20 protein-coding genes are annotated in these 20576 nt (G+C 61.8%); 13 read left to right on the top strand and 7 right to left on the bottom strand.

What is annotated here, in order from left to right; genetic code table 11:
• Positions 1–42: 42 nt before the first annotated feature.
• The gene (locus MK6180000_RS11250; protein ID WP_138934820.1) at positions 43–1167 is read right to left on the bottom strand and encodes a zinc-dependent alcohol dehydrogenase family protein; all 1125 of its coding nucleotides are present in this window, start codon (positions 1165–1167) and stop codon (positions 43–45) included.
• A gap of 197 nt (positions 1168–1364) precedes the next feature.
• Here MK6180000_RS11250 and MK6180000_RS11245 point away from each other — a divergent pair, with 197 nt between their 5' ends.
• The 8 genes from MK6180000_RS11245 (at position 1365) to MK6180000_RS11210 (ending at position 9356) form a co-directional block, all read left to right on the top strand.
• Positions 1365–2330 (top strand): cyclase family protein, encoded by a 966-nt coding sequence (locus MK6180000_RS11245; protein WP_246040494.1) that lies wholly within the window; start codon positions 1365–1367, stop codon positions 2328–2330.
• 65 nt (positions 2331–2395) lie between these two features.
• Positions 2396–3682 (top strand): ABC transporter substrate-binding protein, encoded by a 1287-nt coding sequence (locus MK6180000_RS11240; protein ID WP_138934819.1) that lies wholly within the window; start codon positions 2396–2398, stop codon positions 3680–3682.
• Positions 3683–3845: 163 nt separating this feature from the next.
• Entirely contained in the window at positions 3846–4751 is a 906-nt protein-coding gene (locus tag MK6180000_RS11235; RefSeq protein WP_138934818.1) for a branched-chain amino acid ABC transporter permease, read from the top strand.
• A 15-nt stretch (positions 4752–4766) separates the two neighbouring features.
• Complete coding sequence (locus tag MK6180000_RS11230; RefSeq protein ID WP_138934817.1) at positions 4767–5723, top strand: branched-chain amino acid ABC transporter permease; 957 nt, start codon at positions 4767–4769, stop codon at positions 5721–5723.
• The gene (locus tag MK6180000_RS11225; RefSeq protein ID WP_138934816.1) at positions 5720–6466 is read left to right on the top strand and encodes an ABC transporter ATP-binding protein; all 747 of its coding nucleotides are present in this window, start codon (positions 5720–5722) and stop codon (positions 6464–6466) included. The genes MK6180000_RS11230 and MK6180000_RS11225 overlap by 4 nt, the downstream gene beginning before the upstream one ends.
• The gene (locus MK6180000_RS11220; protein ID WP_138934815.1) at positions 6466–7146 is read left to right on the top strand and encodes an ABC transporter ATP-binding protein; all 681 of its coding nucleotides are present in this window, start codon (positions 6466–6468) and stop codon (positions 7144–7146) included. The genes MK6180000_RS11225 and MK6180000_RS11220 overlap by 1 nt, the downstream gene beginning before the upstream one ends.
• Complete coding sequence (locus MK6180000_RS11215) at positions 7146–8597, top strand: aldehyde dehydrogenase family protein (protein WP_138936469.1); 1452 nt, start codon at positions 7146–7148, stop codon at positions 8595–8597. The genes MK6180000_RS11220 and MK6180000_RS11215 overlap by 1 nt, the downstream gene beginning before the upstream one ends.
• A gap of 9 nt (positions 8598–8606) precedes the next feature.
• Positions 8607–9356: an SDR family oxidoreductase gene (locus MK6180000_RS11210; protein ID WP_138934814.1), complete on the top strand. Its 750-nt coding sequence runs from the start codon at positions 8607–8609 to the stop codon at positions 9354–9356.
• Between the two features lie 22 nt (positions 9357–9378).
• Here MK6180000_RS11210 and MK6180000_RS11205 read toward each other — a convergent pair whose 3' ends face one another.
• Together MK6180000_RS11205 and MK6180000_RS11200 are read right to left on the bottom strand one after the other, a co-directional pair.
• Entirely contained in the window at positions 9379–10881 is a 1503-nt protein-coding gene (locus MK6180000_RS11205; protein WP_138934813.1) for a fumarate hydratase, read from the bottom strand.
• Positions 10878–11684 carry an HpcH/HpaI aldolase/citrate lyase family protein gene (locus MK6180000_RS11200; RefSeq protein ID WP_138934812.1) on the bottom strand — a complete coding sequence of 269 codons (807 nt, stop codon included), beginning with the start codon at positions 11682–11684 and terminating at the stop codon, positions 10878–10880. Before MK6180000_RS11200 ends, MK6180000_RS11205 begins: the two co-directional genes overlap by 4 nt.
• A 174-nt stretch (positions 11685–11858) precedes the next feature.
• On the opposite strand from MK6180000_RS11200, the gene MK6180000_RS11195 reads away from it, so the two are divergent.
• Genes MK6180000_RS11195 through MK6180000_RS11185 form a run of 3 tightly spaced genes read left to right on the top strand, consistent with a single transcriptional unit; the run spans position 11859 to position 15152 of the window.
• Positions 11859–12983 (top strand): CaiB/BaiF CoA transferase family protein, encoded by a 1125-nt coding sequence (locus tag MK6180000_RS11195; RefSeq protein ID WP_138934811.1) that lies wholly within the window; start codon positions 11859–11861, stop codon positions 12981–12983.
• A gap of 43 nt (positions 12984–13026) precedes the next feature.
• On the top strand, positions 13027–13614 hold the full coding sequence (locus MK6180000_RS11190; protein ID WP_138934810.1) for a cysteine dioxygenase family protein: 588 nt from the start codon (positions 13027–13029) through the stop codon (positions 13612–13614).
• The gene (locus MK6180000_RS11185; protein ID WP_138934809.1) at positions 13611–15152 is read left to right on the top strand and encodes a rhodanese-like domain-containing protein; all 1542 of its coding nucleotides are present in this window, start codon (positions 13611–13613) and stop codon (positions 15150–15152) included. The genes MK6180000_RS11190 and MK6180000_RS11185 overlap by 4 nt, the downstream gene beginning before the upstream one ends.
• Here MK6180000_RS11185 and MK6180000_RS11180 read toward each other — a convergent pair whose 3' ends face one another.
• From MK6180000_RS11180 to MK6180000_RS11165, 4 genes are read right to left on the bottom strand one after another with little or no spacing between them, the layout of a single operon-like run.
• Positions 15153–15923: an ABC transporter permease gene (locus MK6180000_RS11180; protein WP_425466840.1), complete on the bottom strand. Its 771-nt coding sequence runs from the start codon at positions 15921–15923 to the stop codon at positions 15153–15155.
• Positions 15923–16642 (bottom strand): ABC transporter permease, encoded by a 720-nt coding sequence (locus MK6180000_RS11175; RefSeq protein ID WP_138934807.1) that lies wholly within the window; start codon positions 16640–16642, stop codon positions 15923–15925. The genes MK6180000_RS11180 and MK6180000_RS11175 overlap by 1 nt, the downstream gene beginning before the upstream one ends.
• A gap of 9 nt (positions 16643–16651) precedes the next feature.
• The gene (locus tag MK6180000_RS11170; protein ID WP_138934806.1) at positions 16652–17428 is read right to left on the bottom strand and encodes a transporter substrate-binding domain-containing protein; all 777 of its coding nucleotides are present in this window, start codon (positions 17426–17428) and stop codon (positions 16652–16654) included.
• A gap of 48 nt (positions 17429–17476) precedes the next feature.
• Positions 17477–18295 (bottom strand): ABC transporter ATP-binding protein, encoded by an 819-nt coding sequence (locus tag MK6180000_RS11165; protein WP_138934805.1) that lies wholly within the window; start codon positions 18293–18295, stop codon positions 17477–17479.
• A gap of 234 nt (positions 18296–18529) precedes the next feature.
• On the opposite strand from MK6180000_RS11165, the gene MK6180000_RS11160 reads away from it, so the two are divergent.
• On the top strand, positions 18530–19726 hold the full coding sequence (locus MK6180000_RS11160; RefSeq protein ID WP_138934804.1) for a pyridoxal phosphate-dependent aminotransferase: 1197 nt from the start codon (positions 18530–18532) through the stop codon (positions 19724–19726).
• Positions 19723–20511 carry a dimethylarginine dimethylaminohydrolase family protein gene (locus tag MK6180000_RS11155; RefSeq protein WP_138934803.1) on the top strand — a complete coding sequence of 263 codons (789 nt, stop codon included), beginning with the start codon at positions 19723–19725 and terminating at the stop codon, positions 20509–20511. Before MK6180000_RS11160 ends, MK6180000_RS11155 begins: the two co-directional genes overlap by 4 nt.
• Positions 20512–20576 lie beyond the last annotated feature (65 nt).

Here is a 20576-nt window from a genome sequence, read left to right as displayed (position 1 = left end):
AAGGCGCGCCTATGGATTGTCAAGGATCCTCGCAGGCATCGCCTAGTCGAAATCGACGACCTGACGGATCGCGGTGCCGTCATTCAGGCGGTCCATAGCGATGTTGATATCCTCTAGCTTGACCCGGTGGCTCAGCATCTTTTCCACGGGCAATTTGCCTTGTTCATATAGCGCGAACATGCGCGGCAGATCGCGTTGCGGCACACACGATCCGATGTAGCTGCCTTTCAGTGTGCGTTCCTCTGCGACCAGCTTGAGCGCGTTGAGGGCCATGCGCTGATCGGGATGCGGCAGACCTGCCGTCACGGTCAAGCCGCCCCGGCGGGTAATCTCGTACGCCGTCTCTAGTGCCTTGACCGAGCCTGCAAGTTCGACCGCGCAATCGACGCCGCCGCCCGTCAGGCCGCGCACGGCCTGAACGGTGTTCTCGTCCGCCTTGATGCAGTCGGTCGCGCCCATGCTGCGCGCGGCCTCCATTTTTGACTCGAACGGGTCGATGGCGATGACGCGCCCCGCGCCCGCCGCGGCGGCCCCAAGTACAGCCGACAGACCCACACCGCCAAGGCCGATGACCGCGACGGTCTGGCCCGGCACGATGCGCGCGGTGTTAAATATCGCGCCGGCGCCAGTTAGCATTGCGCAGGAAAACAAGGCAGAGACGTGCGCTGGCAAATCAGGCTCGACCTTGACCAGTGATCGGCGGTCCAGCACCGCATGGGTGGCAAAGGCCGACACGCCAACGTGGTGCTGCAACGGCTTGCCGTCCATCGTCAGGCGGCGCGCGCCTGTCATCAACTCGCCCACGCCGTGATGTTTGGCCGCGCGTTCGCACAGGGCAGGCCTGCCTTCGGCGCAAGGAGTGCACTTGCCGCAACCGGGGGCAAAGATGCAGACAACGTGATCGCCCGGTTTCAGATCGTCGACACCCTCGCCAACCTCCTCGACATATCCTGACGCCTCGTGGCCCAATACCATCGGCAGGGGGCGGGGGCGCGTGCCATTAATGACCGACAAATCGGAGTGGCAGACGCCTGCCGCACCGACGCGGATCAACACTTCGCCGCGTCCCGGCGGGGCCAAGTCGACCTCTCGCACCTCCAGCGGTGCCTCCTTGGCAAAGTTTGAGGTGATTCCGTCGCGCATCAGTACAGCTGCGGTGATTTTCATGTGCTCTCTCCTCTGTCGTGCCCGGCGTCCTACTGTGCTGGGCTAGAATATCATTGCCTCGTAGCAGCGTATTACGAAAGGGCAGGACGCTCCAAGGGATATAAGTGTTGACTATGGCGGGGGAAGCTACAAACTATTGGTCGCTGAGCGCGGATCGCGCTTATGCTCGGATTATTCATAACTTTGGGAGGAGGATGATGATGCGTACCGCACACAAAATCGCAACCGCGACCCTTTTTGCCTGCCTGTCCACCGCTGCCTTTGCCGACGAGGTGGCCAAGCCTGACTGGGCCACGTCCAAATGGGGTGCGGATGACGAGATTGGCGCCGCCAACACCATGACGCCCGAGCGGGTCAAATCCGCGGCCAGCCTTGTGACGACGGGCAAGGTTTATAGTCTTGGTATAATTGTCGGCAGTGATACGCCTGCCTTTCCGCCGCGCAGCCTGTCAGTCACCGTTCTTCAGCCCAATCAGGTGTCGACAAAGGGTCTGGGGGACAACGCGTTTACCTATAACGACGACATCTTTATGGGGTGGCTGGGTATCGGGCCGCAGATCGACGGTCTGGGCCATGCCGGTGTCGACCACATGTATTACAACGGCCACACCGATGACGAATTCGCCGGCGCCGCCGGCCTTAGCAAGCTGGGGCTGGAGAAATTGCCGGGCCTCGTCGGGCGCGGCGTCATGTTGGACATGGCCAAGCATTTCGGCGTCGATATGGTCGAATCCGGCACGCCCTACACTGAAGAAGATATCAAAGCTGCCGCCGAGGCGCAGGGCGTGACACTGGGCGAGGGCGACGTCGTGCTGTTCAACTCCAACTGGATGAACCTCTTGGACGGCGAGAATGCCGATCCCGAGCGGTTTGGCGCGACCGAGCCGGGGCTGGGCGTGAGCGGGGCTGAATATCTGGCCTCACTGGGCGTTATGGCCGTAGGCGCAGATACTTGGGGCATGGAAGTCGTTCCCGCCGAAACCGAAGGCGAGGCGTTCCGCGCGCATCAGATCCTGCAGCCTGAGAACGGTATCTATATCCTTGAAAACATGGACACGCGCGAGTTGGCGCAGGACGGCGTCCACGAATTCTTGTTCGTTCTGGGTCAGGCACGCATCAAAGGTGCTGTCCAGATGATCATCAATCCGATCGCGATACGCTAATCGCATCGCGGGTCCGTCCCCGGCGGGGGCGGCCCAAATCAACAAAAAAACGGGGAGAGACGATAATGAAAAAACTACTTATGGCCACCGCAGCCTGCATGACACTGCCGCTGGCAGCGTTTGCGCAGGACAAGCCTGACGCGATCAAGGTGGGTGTGACCGCCTTCTTGACCGGTCCGGCATCCGTCTTTGGCGTGCCAGCCAAGGACGCGGCTGAAATCATGGCCGAACAGATCAACGAGGCTGGCGGCATCCAAGGCGTCCCGCTGGAACTGACCTTTATCGACGAGGGTGCCGGCACCGAGGTTCTGACCACCGAGTACCGTCGTCTGGTCGAAAATGGCGCCGATGCCATGCTCGCGGCGATTTCGTCAGGTAACTGCAAGACGATCGCGCCACTGGCCGAAGATCTCAAAGTTATCAACATTATGTGGGATTGCGGCACGCAAAAGATCTTTGAGGAAGACAGCTATAAATACGTCTTCCGCAGTCAGGCCCATGCCGGCACCGAGATGCTGGCGACTGTCGCCTACCTGCTTAAGACCAAGCCTGACTTCAAAACCATCGCTGTCGTCAACCAAGACTATGCTTGGGGCCGTGACAGCTGGGACATCTTTAGCGCCGCGCTAAAGGCCCTGCGCCCTGACGTCGAAGTTGTCGGCGAATTTTTCCCCAAGTTTGGCTCGCCCGACTTTTCGACCGAAATTTCGCGCCTGCAAGCCTTGCAGCCCGACATTATCCTGTCGACCTCATGGGGCGGCGATCTGGATACCTTCGTGCAGCAGGCCGCTCAGCGCGGGCTGACCGAAGTGTCGACCTTCGTTTTGCCGCTGGCCGAAAGCTCGCTTGAGCGTCTGGGCAGTAGCCTGCCGTCCGGCCACATCGTGGGCGCACGCGGCGACCACTACTGGAACCACCCTGAGCGCCGCGATGACGAGGACTTCAAAACGTTCATGGCCAAGTTCGAGGAAAAAACCGGCAACAAGGCAATCTATCCCGTCTTTCACATGAGCCAGGGCCTCGCCGCGCTGGAGGCTGCATACGACAAGGCTGCCGAGACAAAGGGCGAAGGCTGGCCCACTGAAGACGAGGTCATCGCGGCCTTTGCCGGGTTGGAGTTCCAAGGTCTGGGTCGCCCCGTCACCCTGCGCGAGGATCATCAGGGCATCGAGGCGCAGCTACTGGGCACGTCGGTTCAAGCTGGCGAGTTGCCATTCGCCACGCTTGAGAACATCATGATCTTTGATGGCGCCGAGCTGACTACACCAGTGGGCGAGGAATCGGTCGCTTGGGTCGGCTCGCTACAGCCGGGCTGGGTCGATACCCTGACCGTGGAAATGTACGAGAATTGATTGACTGATCTGAAACTTTTCGGGGCCTCCGCATGCCGGGGGCCCCGTCTGCACCATCACCGCCAGGCCCCAGTCGGCGTACCGCATCAAGGCTTGGGCATCCGCGCCCGCCTGCGCCGCGGCGCCCCCTCGTAATTGCCGCCATGAAACAGTGTGGACCCTCATGAACCTAACTTTGTTCCTGCTCGCCTTGTTCGACGGTATCGCCTACGCGGCGCTCGTCTTTATTGTCGCCGTTGGCCTCACGCTGATATTTGGGGTGATGCGCATCCTAAACGTCGCGCATGGCTCATTCTACGCCGTTGGCGCGTATCTGACGGCATCGCTCACCACATTCATCGTCTCGGCAGGTTTGCCGCCCATATTCTCCTTCCCGTGCATGCTGATCTCAGCCGTGTTGGTCGGTGCGGTCCTTGGCGGCCCGATAGAATGGCTGCTATTAAGGCGCATTTATCACAAGCCCGAAGTCCTGCAGCTGTTGGTTACCTTCGCGATCTTTATGATCCTCGAGGACGTCCAGCGGCTCGTTTGGGGCACGCAGCCTATCTTTCAGTCGACGGCCCTGCAGCTAATGGGCACCGTTCGGGCGTTTTCGGTCAATTACACGGTCTACCAGCTAATCCTCTTGCCGGTCGTCGCGGTCTTGCTGCTCTTTGGACTCCGTTTTTTCCTCAGGCGCACGCTGGCAGGCAAGCTGATCACGGCCACAACCGAAGACCGCGAGGCGGCGCAGGCCATTGGCATCGATGCCGATAAGGTGTTCCTTTTGACGTTCATCGTAGGCGCGGGCCTTGCGGGCCTCGGCGGTGCGCTGGCCTCTCCGACCACGTCGATCCTGCCGGGTATCGGCGCGGATATGATCGTGCTGTCGTTTGCCGTCGTTGCCACCGCCGGTCTGGGCCAGATAGAAGGCGCTGCACTAACCGCATTGCTAATCGGCCTCGGACGGTCGTTCGCGGTCTATGTCTGGCCTGAAACCCAAGTTCTGGTGCCGTATCTGATTATGGTTGCCGTACTGTTGGTGCGTCCCGAGGGGCTGTTTGGCAGCCCTGCGGCGCGCAAGATCTGAGGGGGGGCGAGGTATATGTCGATCCGTATCATTATCCCCGTCATCCTTCTCGCCCTATTGGCGCTGGTCCCTTTCGCGGCGCCTGCCTTACAAGTGCTTCTGACGCTGGCGTTGGCCAAGGGCATCGCCGTCATGGGCATTACGGTGCTTTTGCGTAGTGGTCAGGTATCCTTTGGCCATGCGCTTTTCTTTGCCATCGCGGCATATGGCGGGGCGTTCACTCTGATGCTGTTGCCGGGCGCCGATCTGGTGATCGTGCTGCTGCTGGGCATCACCGCTGCTGTGCTGTCGGGCATCATCATTGGCCTCTTTGTGGCGCGATATCGGTTCATCTTTTTCGCGATGCTTAACCTCGCGTTTTCGATGATCTTTTGGTCGATCCTAGAGAAATTCTATCATTACACCGGGGGCGCCGACGGTATGCGCCTGCCGCGACCCACCGTCCTGTGGATGGATCTGGAGCGGGGCAACTACGAGCTCTTCATGTTCTACCTGGCACTTGCATTGGCACTGGGCCTCGGCTGGTTTTCTATGCGTTGGCTTGAATCGCCTGCGGGCCAGCTATTTCGAACGATCAAAACGAACGAGACGCGCCTGCAATATTTGGGCATGTCGCCTCAGCGCGTGATGCTGAACGGGTACGTCCTTTCGGCCATGCTGTGCGGCACTGGTGGTATCCTGATGGGGCTGGTGCAGGGGGTTGTGACGCCCGAATACGCCTACTGGATCCGGTCTGGCGAGATGGTGTTTATCGCCGTCCTCGGCGGCGCCGGATCGGTGCCCGGCGCACTGGTCGGTGCCGCGATCTACGAGATCGTGCGCACCTATGCGTCTGCCTTTGCCGGGGACGTATGGCAGATGGTGCTGGGCGTCTTCTTGCTGATTATCATCCTCTTTGCACCGGGCGGCATCGCCGGGATCTATAATAGCTTGATGGAACGCATCGCAGGCAAGAAGGAGGCAGGCGAATGACCCATCTGCTGGAAACCAAGGGGCTTGAGATTCGCTTTGGCGGGGTTGTCGCCGCTGATAACGTCTCGATCCAGATTGACGCGGGCAAAAACCTTGCGATCATCGGGCCTAACGGCGCGGGCAAAACGACGTTTCTGAACATCTGCACCGGCTGGCTGAAACCTGCCAAGGGTAAGGTGTATTTTGAGGGACGGGACGTCACGCCGCTATCTCCGCGCCAGATTACGCGGCGGGGCGTTGCGCGTGCGTTCCAGATCCCGCAGCTTTTTACCGAACATACTGCGCTGGAAAACCTGCTGATCGCCGTCGCTGCCCGCGACAGGCTGAAAAATCCCATTCGGGCACTAAAAGACGTCTCGCAGCGGGCCGAGATGATGCATCTGTTGGACATGATTAACTGCACCGACGTCGCCCACCGGCAGGTGGACGAGCTGTCCGAGGGCCAGCGCAAGCTGATCGACATCGCCGTGGCATTGGCGCTGAAGCCCAAGCTGCTGCTGATGGATGAGCCGACATCAGGCGTTGCAAGCTCAGAAAAATTCGAAGTGATGGAGATTTTGGTCAAGGCGCTGGCCGAGGCTGAGGTCACTGCCGTCTTTGTCGAGCACGATATGGGCATCGTCGAGAAGTACGCAGATGAGGTCGCAGTCTGGAATATGGGGAAGGTCGAAATGCGCGGATCGCCGCAAGAGGTGCTGGAGCATCCCGACGTGATCCGCGACGTTATTGGAGAGGTGGCCTGATGCTGAGCTTTCACAATGCCAACGCGTCGATCGGGAATATCCCCATTTTGCGGGGTCTAAATTTCACTATTCCCGCATCCGGAACTGTCGCGCTGATTGGCCGCAACGGCGCGGGCAAAACCACGCTGCTACGCTCAATCATGGGTTTTACCAACGTCACGGGCGAGATCAAATTTGACGGTCAGGACATCACCGGGATGGCCCCTTCCAAGCGTCCGGCGCTTGGGATCGGCTACGCGCCCGAAGACCGCCGCCTGTTTTCGGCGTTCACCGTCGAAGAGAACATCTTGCTACCTGCGCAAGTGGCCAAGCTGGATGCCGCCACCACACAAGAGCGGCTGGACCGCGTGTACCACATCCTGCCGGAATTGCGCGAGATGGCGGGCCGGCCTGCCGGCAACGTGTCAGGCGGGCAGGGCAAAATGGTGGCGCTGGGCCGCGCTTTGATGCTGGGCACCAAGCTGATCATGCTGGACGAGCCGTTTCAGGGTCTCGCCCCCGCACTAGCCAAACGCTATGCCGACGCGCTGCGCCAACTGCGCGACACCGATCAGAATGTGACACTTATTATCACGGAATCGAACCCGTCCCTGCTGCGGGGGTTTGCCAGCCAAACCTTTGTGATTGAGCGCGGCGCAGTCGCAGAAGGCTCGCTGGATGAGAAAAAGGAGACGGCATGATGCCGAAAGATATGACCCTGCCCAAGGCCCTGAACCTGATCGGTGGCGACTGGCTGCCCGCCGCATCGGGCGACGAGATGGACGTCCTATCGCCCATCGACGGCGAGGTATTTACCACCATCGCGGCCTCAACAGCTGAGGATGTGGGCGCAGCGGTCAAGGCCGCACGTACTGCATTTGACACTGGTGACTGGGGCCGCATGACAGCCGCCGAGCGCGGCCGCCTGATGCAAAAGTTCAGCCTGCGCATATTGGACGAGGCCGAGGCGCTGGCCCAGTTAGAGAGCCGCGACAACGGCAAGCCGATCAAGCAGGCGCGCGCCGATATGATCGCCTGCGCGCGCTACTTCGAATTCTACGGCGGCGCCGCCGACAAGGTTCATGGCGAGGTGATCCCGTTCATGACGGGCTACAATGTGCAGGTCGTGCGCGAGCCCTACGGCGTGATCGCCTGTATCATCCCATGGAATTACCCGGCGCAGATGTTTGGCCGGGCACTGGCGCCGGCACTGGCGATGGGAAATTCGACCGTGTTAAAGCCCGCCGAGGATGCGTGCCTGGCATGTTTGCGTCTGGCCGAGCTTGCGGGCGAGGCGGGCTTCCCGCCGGGCGCAATAAACGTGGTCACGGGTCGCGGTGACGTGGCGGGCAAGGCGCTGTCCGAGGATCGCGGCGTCGATTTCATTGCCTTTACCGGCTCGCCCGAAGTGGGCCAGATGATCCAGATCGCTGCGGCGAAAAACTATATCGCCTGCACGTTGGAGTTGGGCGGCAAATCCCCGCAAATCATATTCGACGATGCCGATTTGGACGCCGCGCTGCCGCTGATCGTAGGCGGCATCATCACCAATGGCGGGCAGACATGCTCGGCCGGAAGCCGCGTCATGATCCAAGAGGGTATCTATGACAAAGTGGTCGCGGCCCTAAAGGAGCGATTTGAAGGGCTGGAGGCATCCGAGTCCGGCGAGGATGCAATTCTAGGTCCGTTGATCTCGGCCAAGCAGAAAAAGCGGGTCGAGGCCTATATCGACGGCGCCGATGCGCCTCTGATCGCGCGCGGCAAGGTGCGGACAGGCGCGCCCGGCGGAGGCTATTACGTTGCGCCCGCGCTGTTTGGTCCCTGCGATCCACGCTCGAAAATTGCGCAGGAGGAGGTGTTCGGCCCCGTCCTGTGCGCCCTGACGTTCAAGGACGAAGCGGACGCCATCCGCATCGCCAACGATACCGAGTATGGCCTTATGGCATCGGTCTGGACGCGGGATGGCGCACGCCAGCACCGCGTGGCCAAGGCGCTGCGCGGGGGGCAGGTCTATATCAACGGGTTCGGCGCGGGCGGCGGTATCGAACTGCCATTCGGCGGTGTGCGCAAGTCCGGCCATGGCCGCGAAAAGGGCTTTGCCGCGCTGCTGGAATTCTCGCAAATCAAGACAATTATCAACAATCACGGGTAGGGGGCAGAAATGCGGCTCAAGGGTAAAACGGCACTGGTAACAGGCGCGGCCTCTGGCTTTGGCAAGGGGATCGCCGAGCTTTTCGTGTCAGAGGGCGCCAAGGTCGCCATCGTCGATTTGAACGAGGAGGGCGCAAATGACGTCGCCGCCAGTCTCGGCGATGCGGCAATCGCAATCCGCTGCGATGTGGCGGATGGTGCGCAGGTGGCTGACGCGGTCAAGCAGACCTGCGATGCCTTTGGCGGCCTCGATATTGTCGTCAACAATGCTGGCTGGACCAATGCCAACAGCCCGCTGATGGAAACGGACGAGGCAACATTTCGCAAGATTTATGACATCAACGTGCTGTCGATCTTCCACATGACCAAGGCTTGCGTGCCCGTCTGGCGCGAGCAAGGCAGCGGCGTGATGATCAACATTGGCTCGGTCGCGGGTATCCGTCCGCGCCCCGGCCTAACTTGGTACAATTCGTCCAAAGGCGCGGTCAACCTGATGACCAAATCGCTGGCGGTGGAATTGGCACCGGACAAGATCCGCGTCAACTGCGTGGCCCCGGTGATGGGCGCGACTGGCCTCTTGGAGCAGTTCATGGGGATGCCCGACACACCTGAGAACCGCAAGAAGTTCATCGCGACCGTCCCGCTAGGCCGTTTGTCAGAGGCGCGCGATATCGCTAATGCGACGCTCTATCTGGCGTCGGACGATGCTGATTTCATCACCGGCGTGGTGATGGAGGTCGATGGCGGACGCACGATCTAAGGCGCTGCCCACGCAAGGAAAATCAGGCCCGTGCCCACTTTTGTGCCCATTGGCGCGGGCCTGTTTCGTGGATGGAGTTGCCATGTGTATCCACCGCGACTGTCACCGGCATATCCTCGACAGTGAATTCGCGGATAGCCTCCATTCCCAGATCATCATAGGCGACGACGCGTGCTGCCTTGATCGCCTGCGACACCAGATAAGCCGCGCCGCCGACCGCGACCATGTAGACTGCGCCATGTCGGCGGATCGCCTCAATAGCTTCAGCACCGCGCTCGGCCTTGCCGATCATCACTTTGAGGCCGGTAGCGGCCAGTAATTCCTCGGTAAATTTGTCCATGCGCGTCGCTGTGGTGGGCCCTGCCGGGCCGATCACCTCGCCGGGAATCGCATCAACGGGGCCGACGTAATAGAGCGCGCGCCCCTTTAGATCGACGGGCAGCGCGTCGCCCGCGCGCAGCGTTTCGACCATGCGCTTGTGCGCAGCGTCGCGCCCTGTGTAGAGCTTGCCTGACAAAAGCAGCGTCTCGCCGGGGCTCAGGCTGGCTAGTGTGCTTGCTGTCAGATCGTCCAGCGATAGGCGCCTGCCGATTGGACCTTGGCCCTCAATCTGCGGCCAAAGCGACAGATCAGGCGCGGCAAATGTCGTAGGTCCGTCCCCGGCCAGCGTAAAGTCGATATGCCGCGTCGCGGCGCAATTCGGGATCAGCGCGACGGGCATTGAGGCCGCGTGCGTCGGAAATGTTGCTATTTTGACGTCGAGGGCGGTGGTGATCCCGCCCAAACCCTGCGCTCCGATACCAAGCGCGTTAACGCGGTCGAGGATTTCAAGCCGCATTTCCTCGACGCGGTTAGCCGGGCCGCGCGCACGCAAATCGGTGATGTCAATCGGCTCGTTCAGCGACGCTTTGGCCATTGCCATCGCCTTGTCCACGCTGCCGCCGACGCCGATGCCCAGCATACCAGGCGGACACCAGCCCGCGCCCATTTGCCCCACGCGGTCCACCACCCAATCGGTCACGCTGGCCGAGGGGTTAAGCACAGCGAACTGCGTTTTATTTTCGGACCCGCCGCCCTTGGCCGATACGGTCACATGCACGTCTTTGCCTGCGACCATCTGAACCTGCACCATCGCGGGCGTATTGTCGCCGCTGTTTCGGCGATTATCCAGCGGGTCCACTACGACGGATGCGCGCAGCGGATTTGTCTCAAGCATCCATGCCTGCCGCACCGCATCGTCGATCATGTCCTGCAAGGGGCGTGTCCAATCGGTGCGGGCCTCTACGCCGACCTCGACAAACACATTGGCGATGCCGGTGTCCTGACAAATTGGCCGATGCCCGGTGGCGCACATGCGTGAATTTATCAGGATCTGGGCGATCGCAGCCTTGGCCGATGGACTTTGCTCGCGCTCATAGGCGCTTGCCATGGCGGCGATAAAATCGGGCGGATGGTAGTAGGATATGTATTGCAGCGCGTCGGCAATGCTCCCGATTAGATCGGCCTCTGTGATGCGCGCGCTCATGCATCTGACTCCGCGCGGGCCAGCAGCGCCTTGGCGCGGGCGATCACAGGCGCGTCGATCATTGCGCCGTCCATTTGCACCGCCGCGCCGCCCTCGGCCGCCTTTAGCACGCGCGCAGCCCAGTCCAGCTCGTCTTGGGAGGGGGCAAAACCCCGCCTCGCCGCCTTTAATTGTGCGGGGTGTATGATCAGCTTGCCACCCATGCCCATTTCGACGGCATGGCGGCAATCATCCTCGATCATCGCGGCGTCGCGGATCGCGGTTGTCACGCCGTCCAGCGGGGCAGGCTGGCCCGCCAGCCGCGCGGCCAGCACCAGCGCAGAGCGCGCGGCGGCCAGCGAGGCGCGCGTGTGGCCCATTCCCAGATCAGCCGCATAGTCGATTGAGCCGAAAGCGAGGCGCGCGGACGCCCCTGCGATACTGTTTAAATTTGCGATGCCGCGCGCTGTCTCGACCAAGGCTATGACTGGCACGCCGACGGCGCGGGCGACATGCGCGCAGGCCTCGCCATCCTCGGCCTTGGCCAGCATGAAGGCTGTTAGCGGCAGCGTGGCGGCTGCGGCCAGATCAGCCTTGTGCCATTGGGTGCCCGCCGCGTTGATTCGCAGGACGATGGGGCATTCGATGCTTGCGAGCGCCTCTGCCAGACCGGCGCGCGCAGCCTTGCGGGCGTCCGGCGCGACCGCGTCCTCCAGATCTACGATGATCGCATCGGCCCCTGCGCTAGCCGCCTTGGCCACGCGGTCCGGCCTGTCGGCAGGCACGAATAGCGGCAGGATCATCTGAGCAGTAAGGGCGGGCATCTTAGTCTCCGGCTGTTAGCTGGTGCAAAGGGTACAGCGCCCCGCGCGCCCGCGCCAGCCAGAGGTACGCGCGGGGCCATAGGGGAAACCTATGCCGCCCCTCGCAGTTGGCTATTTCCGAGGGCCTGCGCAATGAGGCATCATTGGCGCAAATAAGCGAAGGACGCGCGCAAGATGACAGGTGATCTAGCAGGGCTGGTGGTAGTCTCGATCGAGCAGGCCGTCGCCGCGCCGTATGTATCGGGCAAGCTGGCTGAGGCGGGCGCGCGCGTCATCAAGATCGAGCGGCCCGAGGGCGATTTTGCGCGCGGGTACGACCATCTGGTGCATGGCGAAAGCGCGTATTTCGTCTGGCTCAATCGCGGTAAGGAATCGGTGTGTCTGGATCTGCGCGACTCTGGCGATCACGCGCTGATGACCCGGATGCTGGCGGGCGCTGACGTATTCATCCAGAACCTCGCGCCCGGCGCGGTCGCGCGTTTGGGTTTTGACCAGTCCAAGCTACGCAAGCAATACCCGCGCCTGATTACCGTTGCCATTTCGGGCTATGGGGAGGAGGGCCCGCTAAAGGATCTGAAGGCCTATGATTTGCTGGTGCAGGCCGAAAGCGGGCTGTCGCAGATTACTGGCACAAAGGACGGCCTGACCCGCGTGGGCGTTTCGGTTTGCGATATCGCGGCCGGCATGACGGCCTATCAGGCGGTGCTTCAGGCGCTTATTGGGCGGGGCATCACAGGGCGGGGACGGCATCTGTCGATTTCGCTGTTCCACGCGCTGACCGACTGGATGAATGTGCCCTACCTGCAATACATCTATGGCGGGAAGGAGCCTGTGCGCAGCGGGCTGAACCATCCGACGATTGCGCCCTACGGCGCCTATACGGGATCGGACGGCAAAGATGTCCTGTTTTCGATCCAGAACGAGCGGGAGTGGCACAATTTCTGCGCCGATATTCTGGGCCTGCCGGACTTGCCGAATGATCCGCGCTTTGACACGAACTCGCACCGCGTTGCTAATCGCGCGGCGCTGGATGACGTGCTGAGGCCGATATTTGCCCAAGTGCCTCGCGATGATATGGTGCAACGGTTGGAGGCCGCGCGCATCGCCTATGGCCGGGTCAGCACGATGGATGATCTGGCAAAGCACCCGCAGAACCGCTTTGTCGAGGTGGGCAGCCCAACTGGCCCGGTGCGGATGCTGGCGCCGGGGGCTGTTGTCGACGGCGGCGTGCCGGAGTTGGGCGATGTACCAGCGCTCGGCCAGCACACCGATGCCGTGCGCGCCGAGTTTGCGGGCTAGAATTACGCGCAGTTCCATAGACTTAACGCTGGAGGGATATCACATGGCCAATGCTCAGGACCGCAAAGAGATAGTGCAGCAATTTATCGCGGACGCATGCGCGATTGCCGCTGAAGGGCCGATGGACCGCACCCGATTGGATAAGATCAAGGATCGCCTGATGGACATCGCCGCGCGCAAGGATTTGTGGGCCGAAGATGACTTTCCCGCACCCTCGGTCGAGGAGAAACAGAACCGTTTTTTTATCGCGGATGATGCTGAGACGGGGCTAACCCTTTATCTAAACGTGATGCAGCCGGGCAAGGTGATCCCGCCGCATAATCACACCGTCTATGCTTGCATTGCCGCCGTAGAGGGCGCGGAACAGAACACCGTTTATGAGCGGGTCGATGACGGCTCAGTTCCCGGCAAGGCCGAACTGCGTTTGCGCGAAAAGGTCGATCTGCGCCCCGGCAATGCGCTGGCAATGATGGCCGAGGATATCCACAGCGTCGTCATCGACGGGACCGAGGTGATCCGCCACCTCCATTTCTACGGCCAGCCGCTAGAGAGCTTGGACCAGCGCATCAGCTACGACATCGAGGCCGGGACCTGCAAGGTTATGGATATCGGCGCCAAGACCAAGAAATGAGCGCAGCGCGGATATCTGTCGCTGGCGTTCGCGCGGCGCTGATGGACGGCGGTGAGGTCGCGCTGATCGATCTGCGTGAGTTCGGGCAGTACGGCGAGGGGCATCCTTTTTTCGCGGTCAATATCCCGTTCAGTCGGCTGGAGGCGGACGCGCCGCGCCTGATGCCGCGCCAGTCCGTGCGGTGTATCGTGTTCGACAACGTCGATGGTATCGCGGGGCGCGGGGCCGAGGTGCTGGCCACCATGGGCTATGCCGATCTGCATATCATGGACGGCGGCGCGCCCGGCTGGGCGGCGGCTGGGCACACTCTGTTCAAGGGGGTGAACCTGCCGTCCAAGACCTTTGGCGAGCTGGTCGAGCAACAGTTTGGCACGCCATCGGTCAGTGCTGAGGAACTGCGCGAAATGCAGGCTGCGGGGCGGGATATGCTGATCCTCGATGGCCGCAGTGCGCCGGAATTCACCAAAATGTCGATCCCCGGCGCGCGGTCCTGCCCCAACGCAGAGCTGGGGTATCGCGCGCCTCAGATGGCCGCGGCGGGCACACCTGTCGTGGTGAATTGCGCAGGGCGGACACGGTCGATCATCGGCGCCGAAACCCTGCGACTGGCGGGCTGGTCCGGTCCGGTCCATGCGCTGCGCAACGGCACGCAAGGCTGGCGACTGGCGGGCTATGATCTGGATCATGGGCAGAAAGCCGGGGATTTGCCGCAGGTGCCGCCCGAGGGGATAGCGGCGGCAAAAGCGCGCGCGCAGGAGTTGATCAACAGCTACAATATCCCCGTTGTTGATCTGGCGGCGGTGAGCGGCTGGGACGCCGAGGCGCACACGATCTTTCGCTTTGATGTGCGCACAGAAGCCGAGCATCGCGCGGGCCACGTCCCCCGCTTTGCCTGCGCCCCCGGCGGGCAGCTGGTGCAGGCCACCGATGAAAAGCTGGCCGTGCGCGGCGCGCGCATCGTGCTTAGCTGCGATACTGGCCTGCGCGCGGCCACGACGGCGATCTGGCTGATGGGGATGGGTCATGCGGTTTGGGTGCTGCAGGGCGGCGCGATGACAGAGGTAGACGCACCGGCGCCTGCCGCTGCTCGCGGTGATTTGACGGCGCTCTACGCTGGCGCGACGCTTCTTGATGCGTCCAAGGGGCTGGATTATCGCACGGGCCATATTGCGGGTGCGATGTGGGTTAACCGCGCACATTTGCATCTAAGGAGGCCGGAAATGTCTGGTCCTATCGTGATCGTTGGGCGCGATGCCGCGCTGCTGCAAGGGGCGCACCAAGAGCTAACCGCGCAGGGGCATACGCAGGTTGAAACCGTTCTTTCAGGACCGCAGGATTGGCGCGCAGCAGGGCTTGAGGTTGTCCAGACACCTTATTGCCCGACCGAGGCTGACTGCACCGACCACCTCTTTTTCGTGCATGATCGGCATGATGGCAATCTGGAGGCCGCGCGCCGGTATCTGGAGTGGGAGACGGGCCTGCTGGCGCAACTGGACCCAGACGAGCGCGCGGCGCTCAGCCCGCTGAAACCCGCGTGACTAGCGGCTCATCCGGGGACCGCGCCCCTCGATCCAGCGAAAGCCCAGCGTGATGATCCCGGCGATCACCAGATAGGCTGCGGCCAGCAGGAGTAGCGGCTCGTAGATGATGAATGTGTCCTGCCGCACGCGCCCGGCGACGGCGTAAAGCTCGACTATCGTGATGGTCGCGACCAGCGGGGTGGCCTTGAGTTGCAGGATCGTCTCGCCGCCCAGCGTGGGCAGGGCGCTGCGGATCGCTTGGGGCAACCAGATGCGGAAGAAGATCTTATGGCGCGGCATACCAAAGGCGCGGGCCGCCTCGATCTGGCCCTTCTGAACCGAGGCGAAGGCACCGCGCATCACCTCGCCCTCGTAGCCTGCGTAGGACAGCGTCAGCGATAGAACGGCATAGGGCCAAGCCTGCCTGAGGTAGGGCCATAACTCTGACTCGCGGATCCACGGGAATTGCGGAAACAGCGATCCGAGGCCGTAATAAAGCAGCCATATTTGCAGCAGGAGCGGGGTGCCGCGAATGACAGTACAGAATGCGCGGGCAGGGGCGGCCAGATACCAAGGGCCGATGGCCTGCGCCAATCCCAGCGGCACCGCCAGCATGAAGCCGAGGATGATCGTGACGACCAGCAGCCAGATCGTAACCCATAGCCCATCAAGGGCAAGAGGGGCGTACCGGGGCAGCCAGCTCCAATCCATTGAGACGGCACACCACACGACGAAGGCGGCAAAGAGCCCCAGCATAATCAACCGGCGAGGGATCAGCATCGCGCGCATCATCCACCCCTATGCGAGGGCTGCCCGCGCCGCGCCCATTTTTCAATCCGGGCGAATATGACGCCGGAAAAGAGCGTGACCATCAGGTAGAGGAACCCAGCGGCGAGGAAGAAGGTGAAGTAGGCCCGCGTCGTTTGGGCCGCCTGGCGCGTCTCTAGCGTCAGCTCGGAGAACCCGACGACGGCCAGCAGCGCGGTATCCTTGGTTGCGATCAGCCACAGGTTAGCAAGGCCGGGAATGGCAAAGGCCGTCATCGCGGGGATCGTCACGCGCCGCGCCATAAGGGCGCGGGACATGCCATAGGCGCGCGCTGCTTCGGTCTGGCCGGGCGGTATGGCGCGGATCGCACCGCGCAGAATTTCGGTGGAATAGGCACCTTGCACGATGCCCAGCACCCAGATGCCGGCGGCAATGCCGTTAATTTCCACCGGGCCGCGACCCATGGCGCCAGCGATATTATTAAGGATGTCTGTGCCAACGTAGTAGAGGATCAGGATCAGCACCAGTTCCGGTACTGCGCGGACGACTGTGGTGTAGACTTCCAGCAGGTCGCGCACCCACGGGCTGCCATAAAGTTTACCCATCGCGCCAAAGAACCCGATGATCAGGCCAAACCCAAAGGCCCCCAGCGCGATCTGGATCGAAGCGGCCAGACCGCGCAGAAGGTTCGCCCCCCAACCGGGGGGCGATAGCGAGAGCAGTTCTAGTGTTTGCTCCAAGACCTCAGCTTACTTGCTGTAAATCGTGGTCGAGAAGTACTTCTCGGTGATCTCGTCGTAGGTGCCGTCTTCGAGGATTTTGGCGATACCCTTGTTCAGCGTCTCGCGCAGGGCGTCGTCACCCTTGCGCACGCCGCCGCCGACGCCTTGGCCCAGAACTGCGACGTCATCGGCAACTGCGCCGACGATTTCGCAGCAGGCGCCGATATCGCTATTTACGAAGTCCGCCATGGCGATGCTGTCGGCCTCAATGGCGTCGATGCGACCCGAATAGAGATCCTGATTTGCCTCATCCTGCGTCTGGTAGATGCGGATCTCACTTGCGACGCCCTCAAAATGCTTTTGTGCATAGGCTTGGTGCGTGGTCGACGCCTGAACGCCTATAATCTTGCCTGTCAGGCCGGCTTCATCGGGCGTGATGCCCGAACCCTTGGCCGTGACGATCACTGCGGGCGTTTTGTAGTAGTGATCGGTAAAGTCGATCTGCTTGGCGCGCTCTTCGGTGATCGACATGGAGGCCATGATGACGTCGATCTGCTCGCCCATGAGCGACGGAATGATCCCATCCCAGCCGACCGGCGTGATAACGCAGTCCAGTTCCTCGGCCTTGCAGATGGCATCGGCGATCTCGACTTCCCAACCGGTCCAGTTGCCGGCGCTGTCGGGCGCGGCGAAGGGGGGGTAGGGCTCGGCGGCGATGCCGACTTTGACCGTCTCGGCCATTGCGGCGCCTGTCATCAGCGCCAGTGCGGCTGCGCCTGCGGAAAGTGTTGACTTGAGTTTCATGTAAATTCTCCCTGATTGATTTTATATTCTTTATCGCCTGCGGTCCGCCTAGGTGACGGTCCGCAGAAACTGTTGCAGGCGCTCGGATTTGGGATTGCCGAACACCTCTTCGGGCGGGCCTTCCTCTTCGATGCGGCCCTCGGACAGATAGATGACGTGGCTTGCCACTTCGCGCGCGAATTTCATCTCATGTGTGACGAGTATCATGGTGCGCCCCTCGGCGGCCAGATCACGGATCACTGTCAGCACTTCGCCCACCAGTTCGGGGTCCAGCGCACTGGTCGGCTCGTCGAACAGCATAACGGATGGGTCCACTGCCAATGCGCGGGCGATTGCCGCGCGCTGCTGCTGGCCGCCTGATAGGAACGCAGGATAGCTGGCATGCTTTTCGGCAAGGCCGACACGCTCCAACAATTCCATCGCGCGGGTGATCGCCTCGCGCTTGGGAATCTTCAGGACGTGGATCGGCACCTCAATCACGTTTTCCAGCAATGTGCGGTGCGTCCAGAGGTTGAACGACTGGAACACCATAGCCAGCCGCGTGCGGATACGCTCGATCTGGCGGGGCTTGGCTGGGCTGCCGTCAGGCTTCATCGCCACTTCCTCGCCGCCGACAATGATGCGGCCGGAGGTGGGCGTTTCCAGAAAATTGATACAGCGTAGCATGGTTGACTTGCCCGAGCCTGAGCCGCCGATGATCGCCACCACGTCGCCGCGCGCCGCCGTCAGCGACACGCCCTTCAGAACCTCCAGATTGCCGAAGGACTTGTGCAGATCAACGATGCGGATCGCCTCATCAGCGTTCTCGCTTGCGGCTGCATCTGAGACGTTCGCCTCCGCTTTTGATGCGGATTGTGCGGAACTCATGCGGTATTCTCCCTTGTAGCTTGCAGTAACCCCGATTCTCGCCAATTGTGCAAACGCATAATTGCCAGATACGTTGTCACCAACGCGTCAGGACTGGCTTTGGCACAGGTGCGCAATCACGGCCTATGATTTTTCGCCGGGGCAGAGTATGGCGGCGGGGAATTGCCTGACGGCATGTGGTAGGATCCGCATAACGGACAGATCGCGGCCAGCGGAAAGGTAGAAGGTAATGTTATGAAATTCGCCGATATAACCCAGCGTTTGACAGGTCTTGGCAGTGCCAAATGGGCCGTCCACATGCGTGCCCGCGCGCTGCGCGCCGAGGGGCGCGATATCGTAGAGCTGACAATTGGTGAGCCTGACGTGCCGCCCGTGGATGCACTGATTGAGGATGCGGCAAACGCGATGCGCGCCGGGCGCATGGGCTATTCCAATGGTATGGGCGAGCCGGGGCTGCGTGCCGCATTGGCGCGGCGCTATACCGCATCCACCGGCCGCGACATCCATCCCGATCAGGTAATGTGCCTGCCCGGCACGCAAACCTCGCTGTTTACCACCCTGCTGGGTCTGGTTCAGGAGGGCGACGAAGTGCTGGTTGGCGATCCGATGTATGCCACTTACGAGGGGTGCATCCGCGCGTCAGGCGCTGCCATGGTGCCAGTGCCGCTCGCGCCCGAGAACGCATTTCGCATGACGGCCGCCGATCTGGAGGCGCGCATCACGTCGCGCAGCCGCGCGATCCTGCTGAACACGCCGCACAATCCGACGGGGGCGGTCCTTACTCAACAGGACATCCGCGAGATTGGCGAGGTCGCCTGCAAACATGACCTGTGGATCATATCGGACGAGGTATATGAGGAGCTGATCTTTGACGGCGTCCCCTTCGCCTCGCCTTTGGCCGAGCCGGAATTGGCCGATCGCACTGTCGTCGTGTCGTCTATTTCCAAAAGCCACGCAGCGCCCGGATTTCGCAGCGGCTGGGCCATTGGCAGCACCGAATTTACCGCAAGTCTGCTGCCGTTGTCCGAAACGATGCTGTTCGGTAGTCAGCCCTTTTTGGCCGATGCAACGGCCGCCGCGGTATCGGCCCCGTCAACTGTCGCGCCGGGTATGCGCCAACGGTTTGCCGCGCGCGCCGGATATCTAGCGACCCGGCTAGAGAACGAGAGTGCGCTGACCGTATCGCGCCCGCAGGCGGGCATGTTCGCACTGATTGATGTGTCCAGCACCGGAATGGCGGCCGAAGCATATGCGTTTGATCTGCTAGAAAGCTCGGGCGTTGCTGTGATGCCCGGCACGTCCTTTGGCACCACGCTTGATACTTGGGTGCGCGTCGCGCTGACCACGTCCGATGACGCACTGGAAGTCGCCTGCGACCGCATTATTGCCCACGCCGCCGCGATCACGGCCAGCGCGAGTGCCGCACAATGACCAATCCTGCCACGCATTTCAGCCACGCCATCAGCCGCCGTCCCGGTGCCAGTGCTACGAAAGGGCTGCGCGCTACGGATCGCGGCGCGCCCGATCTGGCGCGTATGCGGTCCGCGCATGACGCCTATATCGCGGCGCTCCGCAGCACCGGCGCCAAGGTCACCGTACTGGACGCAGAGGAAGATTTTCCCGACGCGATGTTTGTCGAGGATACCGCGCTATGCCTGCCGGATGGCGCGATAATGATGCGCCCCGGCGCCGCCAGCCGTATGGGCGAAGTGGCGCAAATGCGGCCGACGCTGGCCGCGCTGTTCAACGATCTGCGCGATATCGGCGGCCCCGGCCATATCGAGGGCGGCGACATCCTGTTTACCGGCCGCGAGGTGCTGGTGGGCAAGTCTGCGCGCACTGACGCCGCCGGAGTGGCCGAGCTGCGCATCATATTGGACGAGTGGGGGTATTCATTGCGCGAGTTGCAGACGCCCGAAGGCGTGCTGCATTTCAAGACTGACTGCTCGCTGCTGGATCCCGAGACGATCCTATCGACCCGGTTGCTGGACACCGGGGGCTGCTTTGACGGCTACCGCGTGTTGCATCTGCCTGAGGGCGAGGAGGCGGCAGCGAATGCCATCCGCTTTAACGACGTAGTGCTGCTGCCGGACGGCTTTCCCAAGACGGCAGAAATGCTGACGCGCGAAGGGTACGATATCCGGCCCATCGATAACACGGATTGTGCGCTGCTGGATGGTGGAATGTCATGCCTGTCGCTGCGGTTTAACATCTGAGATTTCAGCTCCGCTCGTGTAGGCAGGCTGGCGCATGAAAGATGCGGCAGCCGCCTTTCGACGCG

The organism is Roseovarius arcticus, assembly GCF_006125015.1.
Taxonomy (GTDB): domain Bacteria; phylum Pseudomonadota; class Alphaproteobacteria; order Rhodobacterales; family Rhodobacteraceae; genus Roseovarius; species Roseovarius arcticus.
Note: the sequence above shows the minus strand (reverse complement) of the source record. Positions and strands in the feature narration are given on the sequence as shown.

What these genes read in the sequence shown, in the direction of transcription:
- MK6180000_RS11250 (WP_138934820.1), bottom strand. Translation starts at nt 1,167, where the DNA reads ATGAAAATCACCGCAGCTGTACTGATGCGCGACGGAATCACCTCAAAC.
- MK6180000_RS11245 (WP_246040494.1), top strand. Translation starts at nt 1,365, where the DNA reads ATGATGCGTACCGCACACAAAATCGCAACCGCGACCCTTTTTGCCTGC.
- MK6180000_RS11240 (WP_138934819.1), top strand. Translation starts at nt 2,396, where the DNA reads ATGAAAAAACTACTTATGGCCACCGCAGCCTGCATGACACTGCCGCTG.
- MK6180000_RS11235 (WP_138934818.1), top strand. Translation starts at nt 3,846, where the DNA reads ATGAACCTAACTTTGTTCCTGCTCGCCTTGTTCGACGGTATCGCCTAC.
- MK6180000_RS11230 (WP_138934817.1), top strand. Translation starts at nt 4,767, where the DNA reads ATGTCGATCCGTATCATTATCCCCGTCATCCTTCTCGCCCTATTGGCG.
- MK6180000_RS11225 (WP_138934816.1), top strand. Translation starts at nt 5,720, where the DNA reads ATGACCCATCTGCTGGAAACCAAGGGGCTTGAGATTCGCTTTGGCGGG.
- MK6180000_RS11220 (WP_138934815.1), top strand. Translation starts at nt 6,466, where the DNA reads ATGCTGAGCTTTCACAATGCCAACGCGTCGATCGGGAATATCCCCATT.
- MK6180000_RS11215 (WP_138936469.1), top strand. Translation starts at nt 7,146, where the DNA reads ATGCCGAAAGATATGACCCTGCCCAAGGCCCTGAACCTGATCGGTGGC.
- MK6180000_RS11210 (WP_138934814.1), top strand. Translation starts at nt 8,607, where the DNA reads ATGCGGCTCAAGGGTAAAACGGCACTGGTAACAGGCGCGGCCTCTGGC.
- MK6180000_RS11205 (WP_138934813.1), bottom strand. Translation starts at nt 10,881, where the DNA reads ATGAGCGCGCGCATCACAGAGGCCGATCTAATCGGGAGCATTGCCGAC.
- MK6180000_RS11200 (WP_138934812.1), bottom strand. Translation starts at nt 11,684, where the DNA reads ATGCCCGCCCTTACTGCTCAGATGATCCTGCCGCTATTCGTGCCTGCC.
- MK6180000_RS11195 (WP_138934811.1), top strand. Translation starts at nt 11,859, where the DNA reads ATGACAGGTGATCTAGCAGGGCTGGTGGTAGTCTCGATCGAGCAGGCC.
- MK6180000_RS11190 (WP_138934810.1), top strand. Translation starts at nt 13,027, where the DNA reads ATGGCCAATGCTCAGGACCGCAAAGAGATAGTGCAGCAATTTATCGCG.
- MK6180000_RS11185 (WP_138934809.1), top strand. Translation starts at nt 13,611, where the DNA reads ATGAGCGCAGCGCGGATATCTGTCGCTGGCGTTCGCGCGGCGCTGATG.
- MK6180000_RS11180 (WP_425466840.1), bottom strand. Translation starts at nt 15,923, where the DNA reads ATGCGCGCGATGCTGATCCCTCGCCGGTTGATTATGCTGGGGCTCTTT.
- MK6180000_RS11170 (WP_138934806.1), bottom strand. Translation starts at nt 17,428, where the DNA reads ATGAAACTCAAGTCAACACTTTCCGCAGGCGCAGCCGCACTGGCGCTG.
- MK6180000_RS11165 (WP_138934805.1), bottom strand. Translation starts at nt 18,295, where the DNA reads ATGAGTTCCGCACAATCCGCATCAAAAGCGGAGGCGAACGTCTCAGAT.
- MK6180000_RS11160 (WP_138934804.1), top strand. Translation starts at nt 18,530, where the DNA reads ATGAAATTCGCCGATATAACCCAGCGTTTGACAGGTCTTGGCAGTGCC.
- MK6180000_RS11155 (WP_138934803.1), top strand. Translation starts at nt 19,723, where the DNA reads ATGACCAATCCTGCCACGCATTTCAGCCACGCCATCAGCCGCCGTCCC.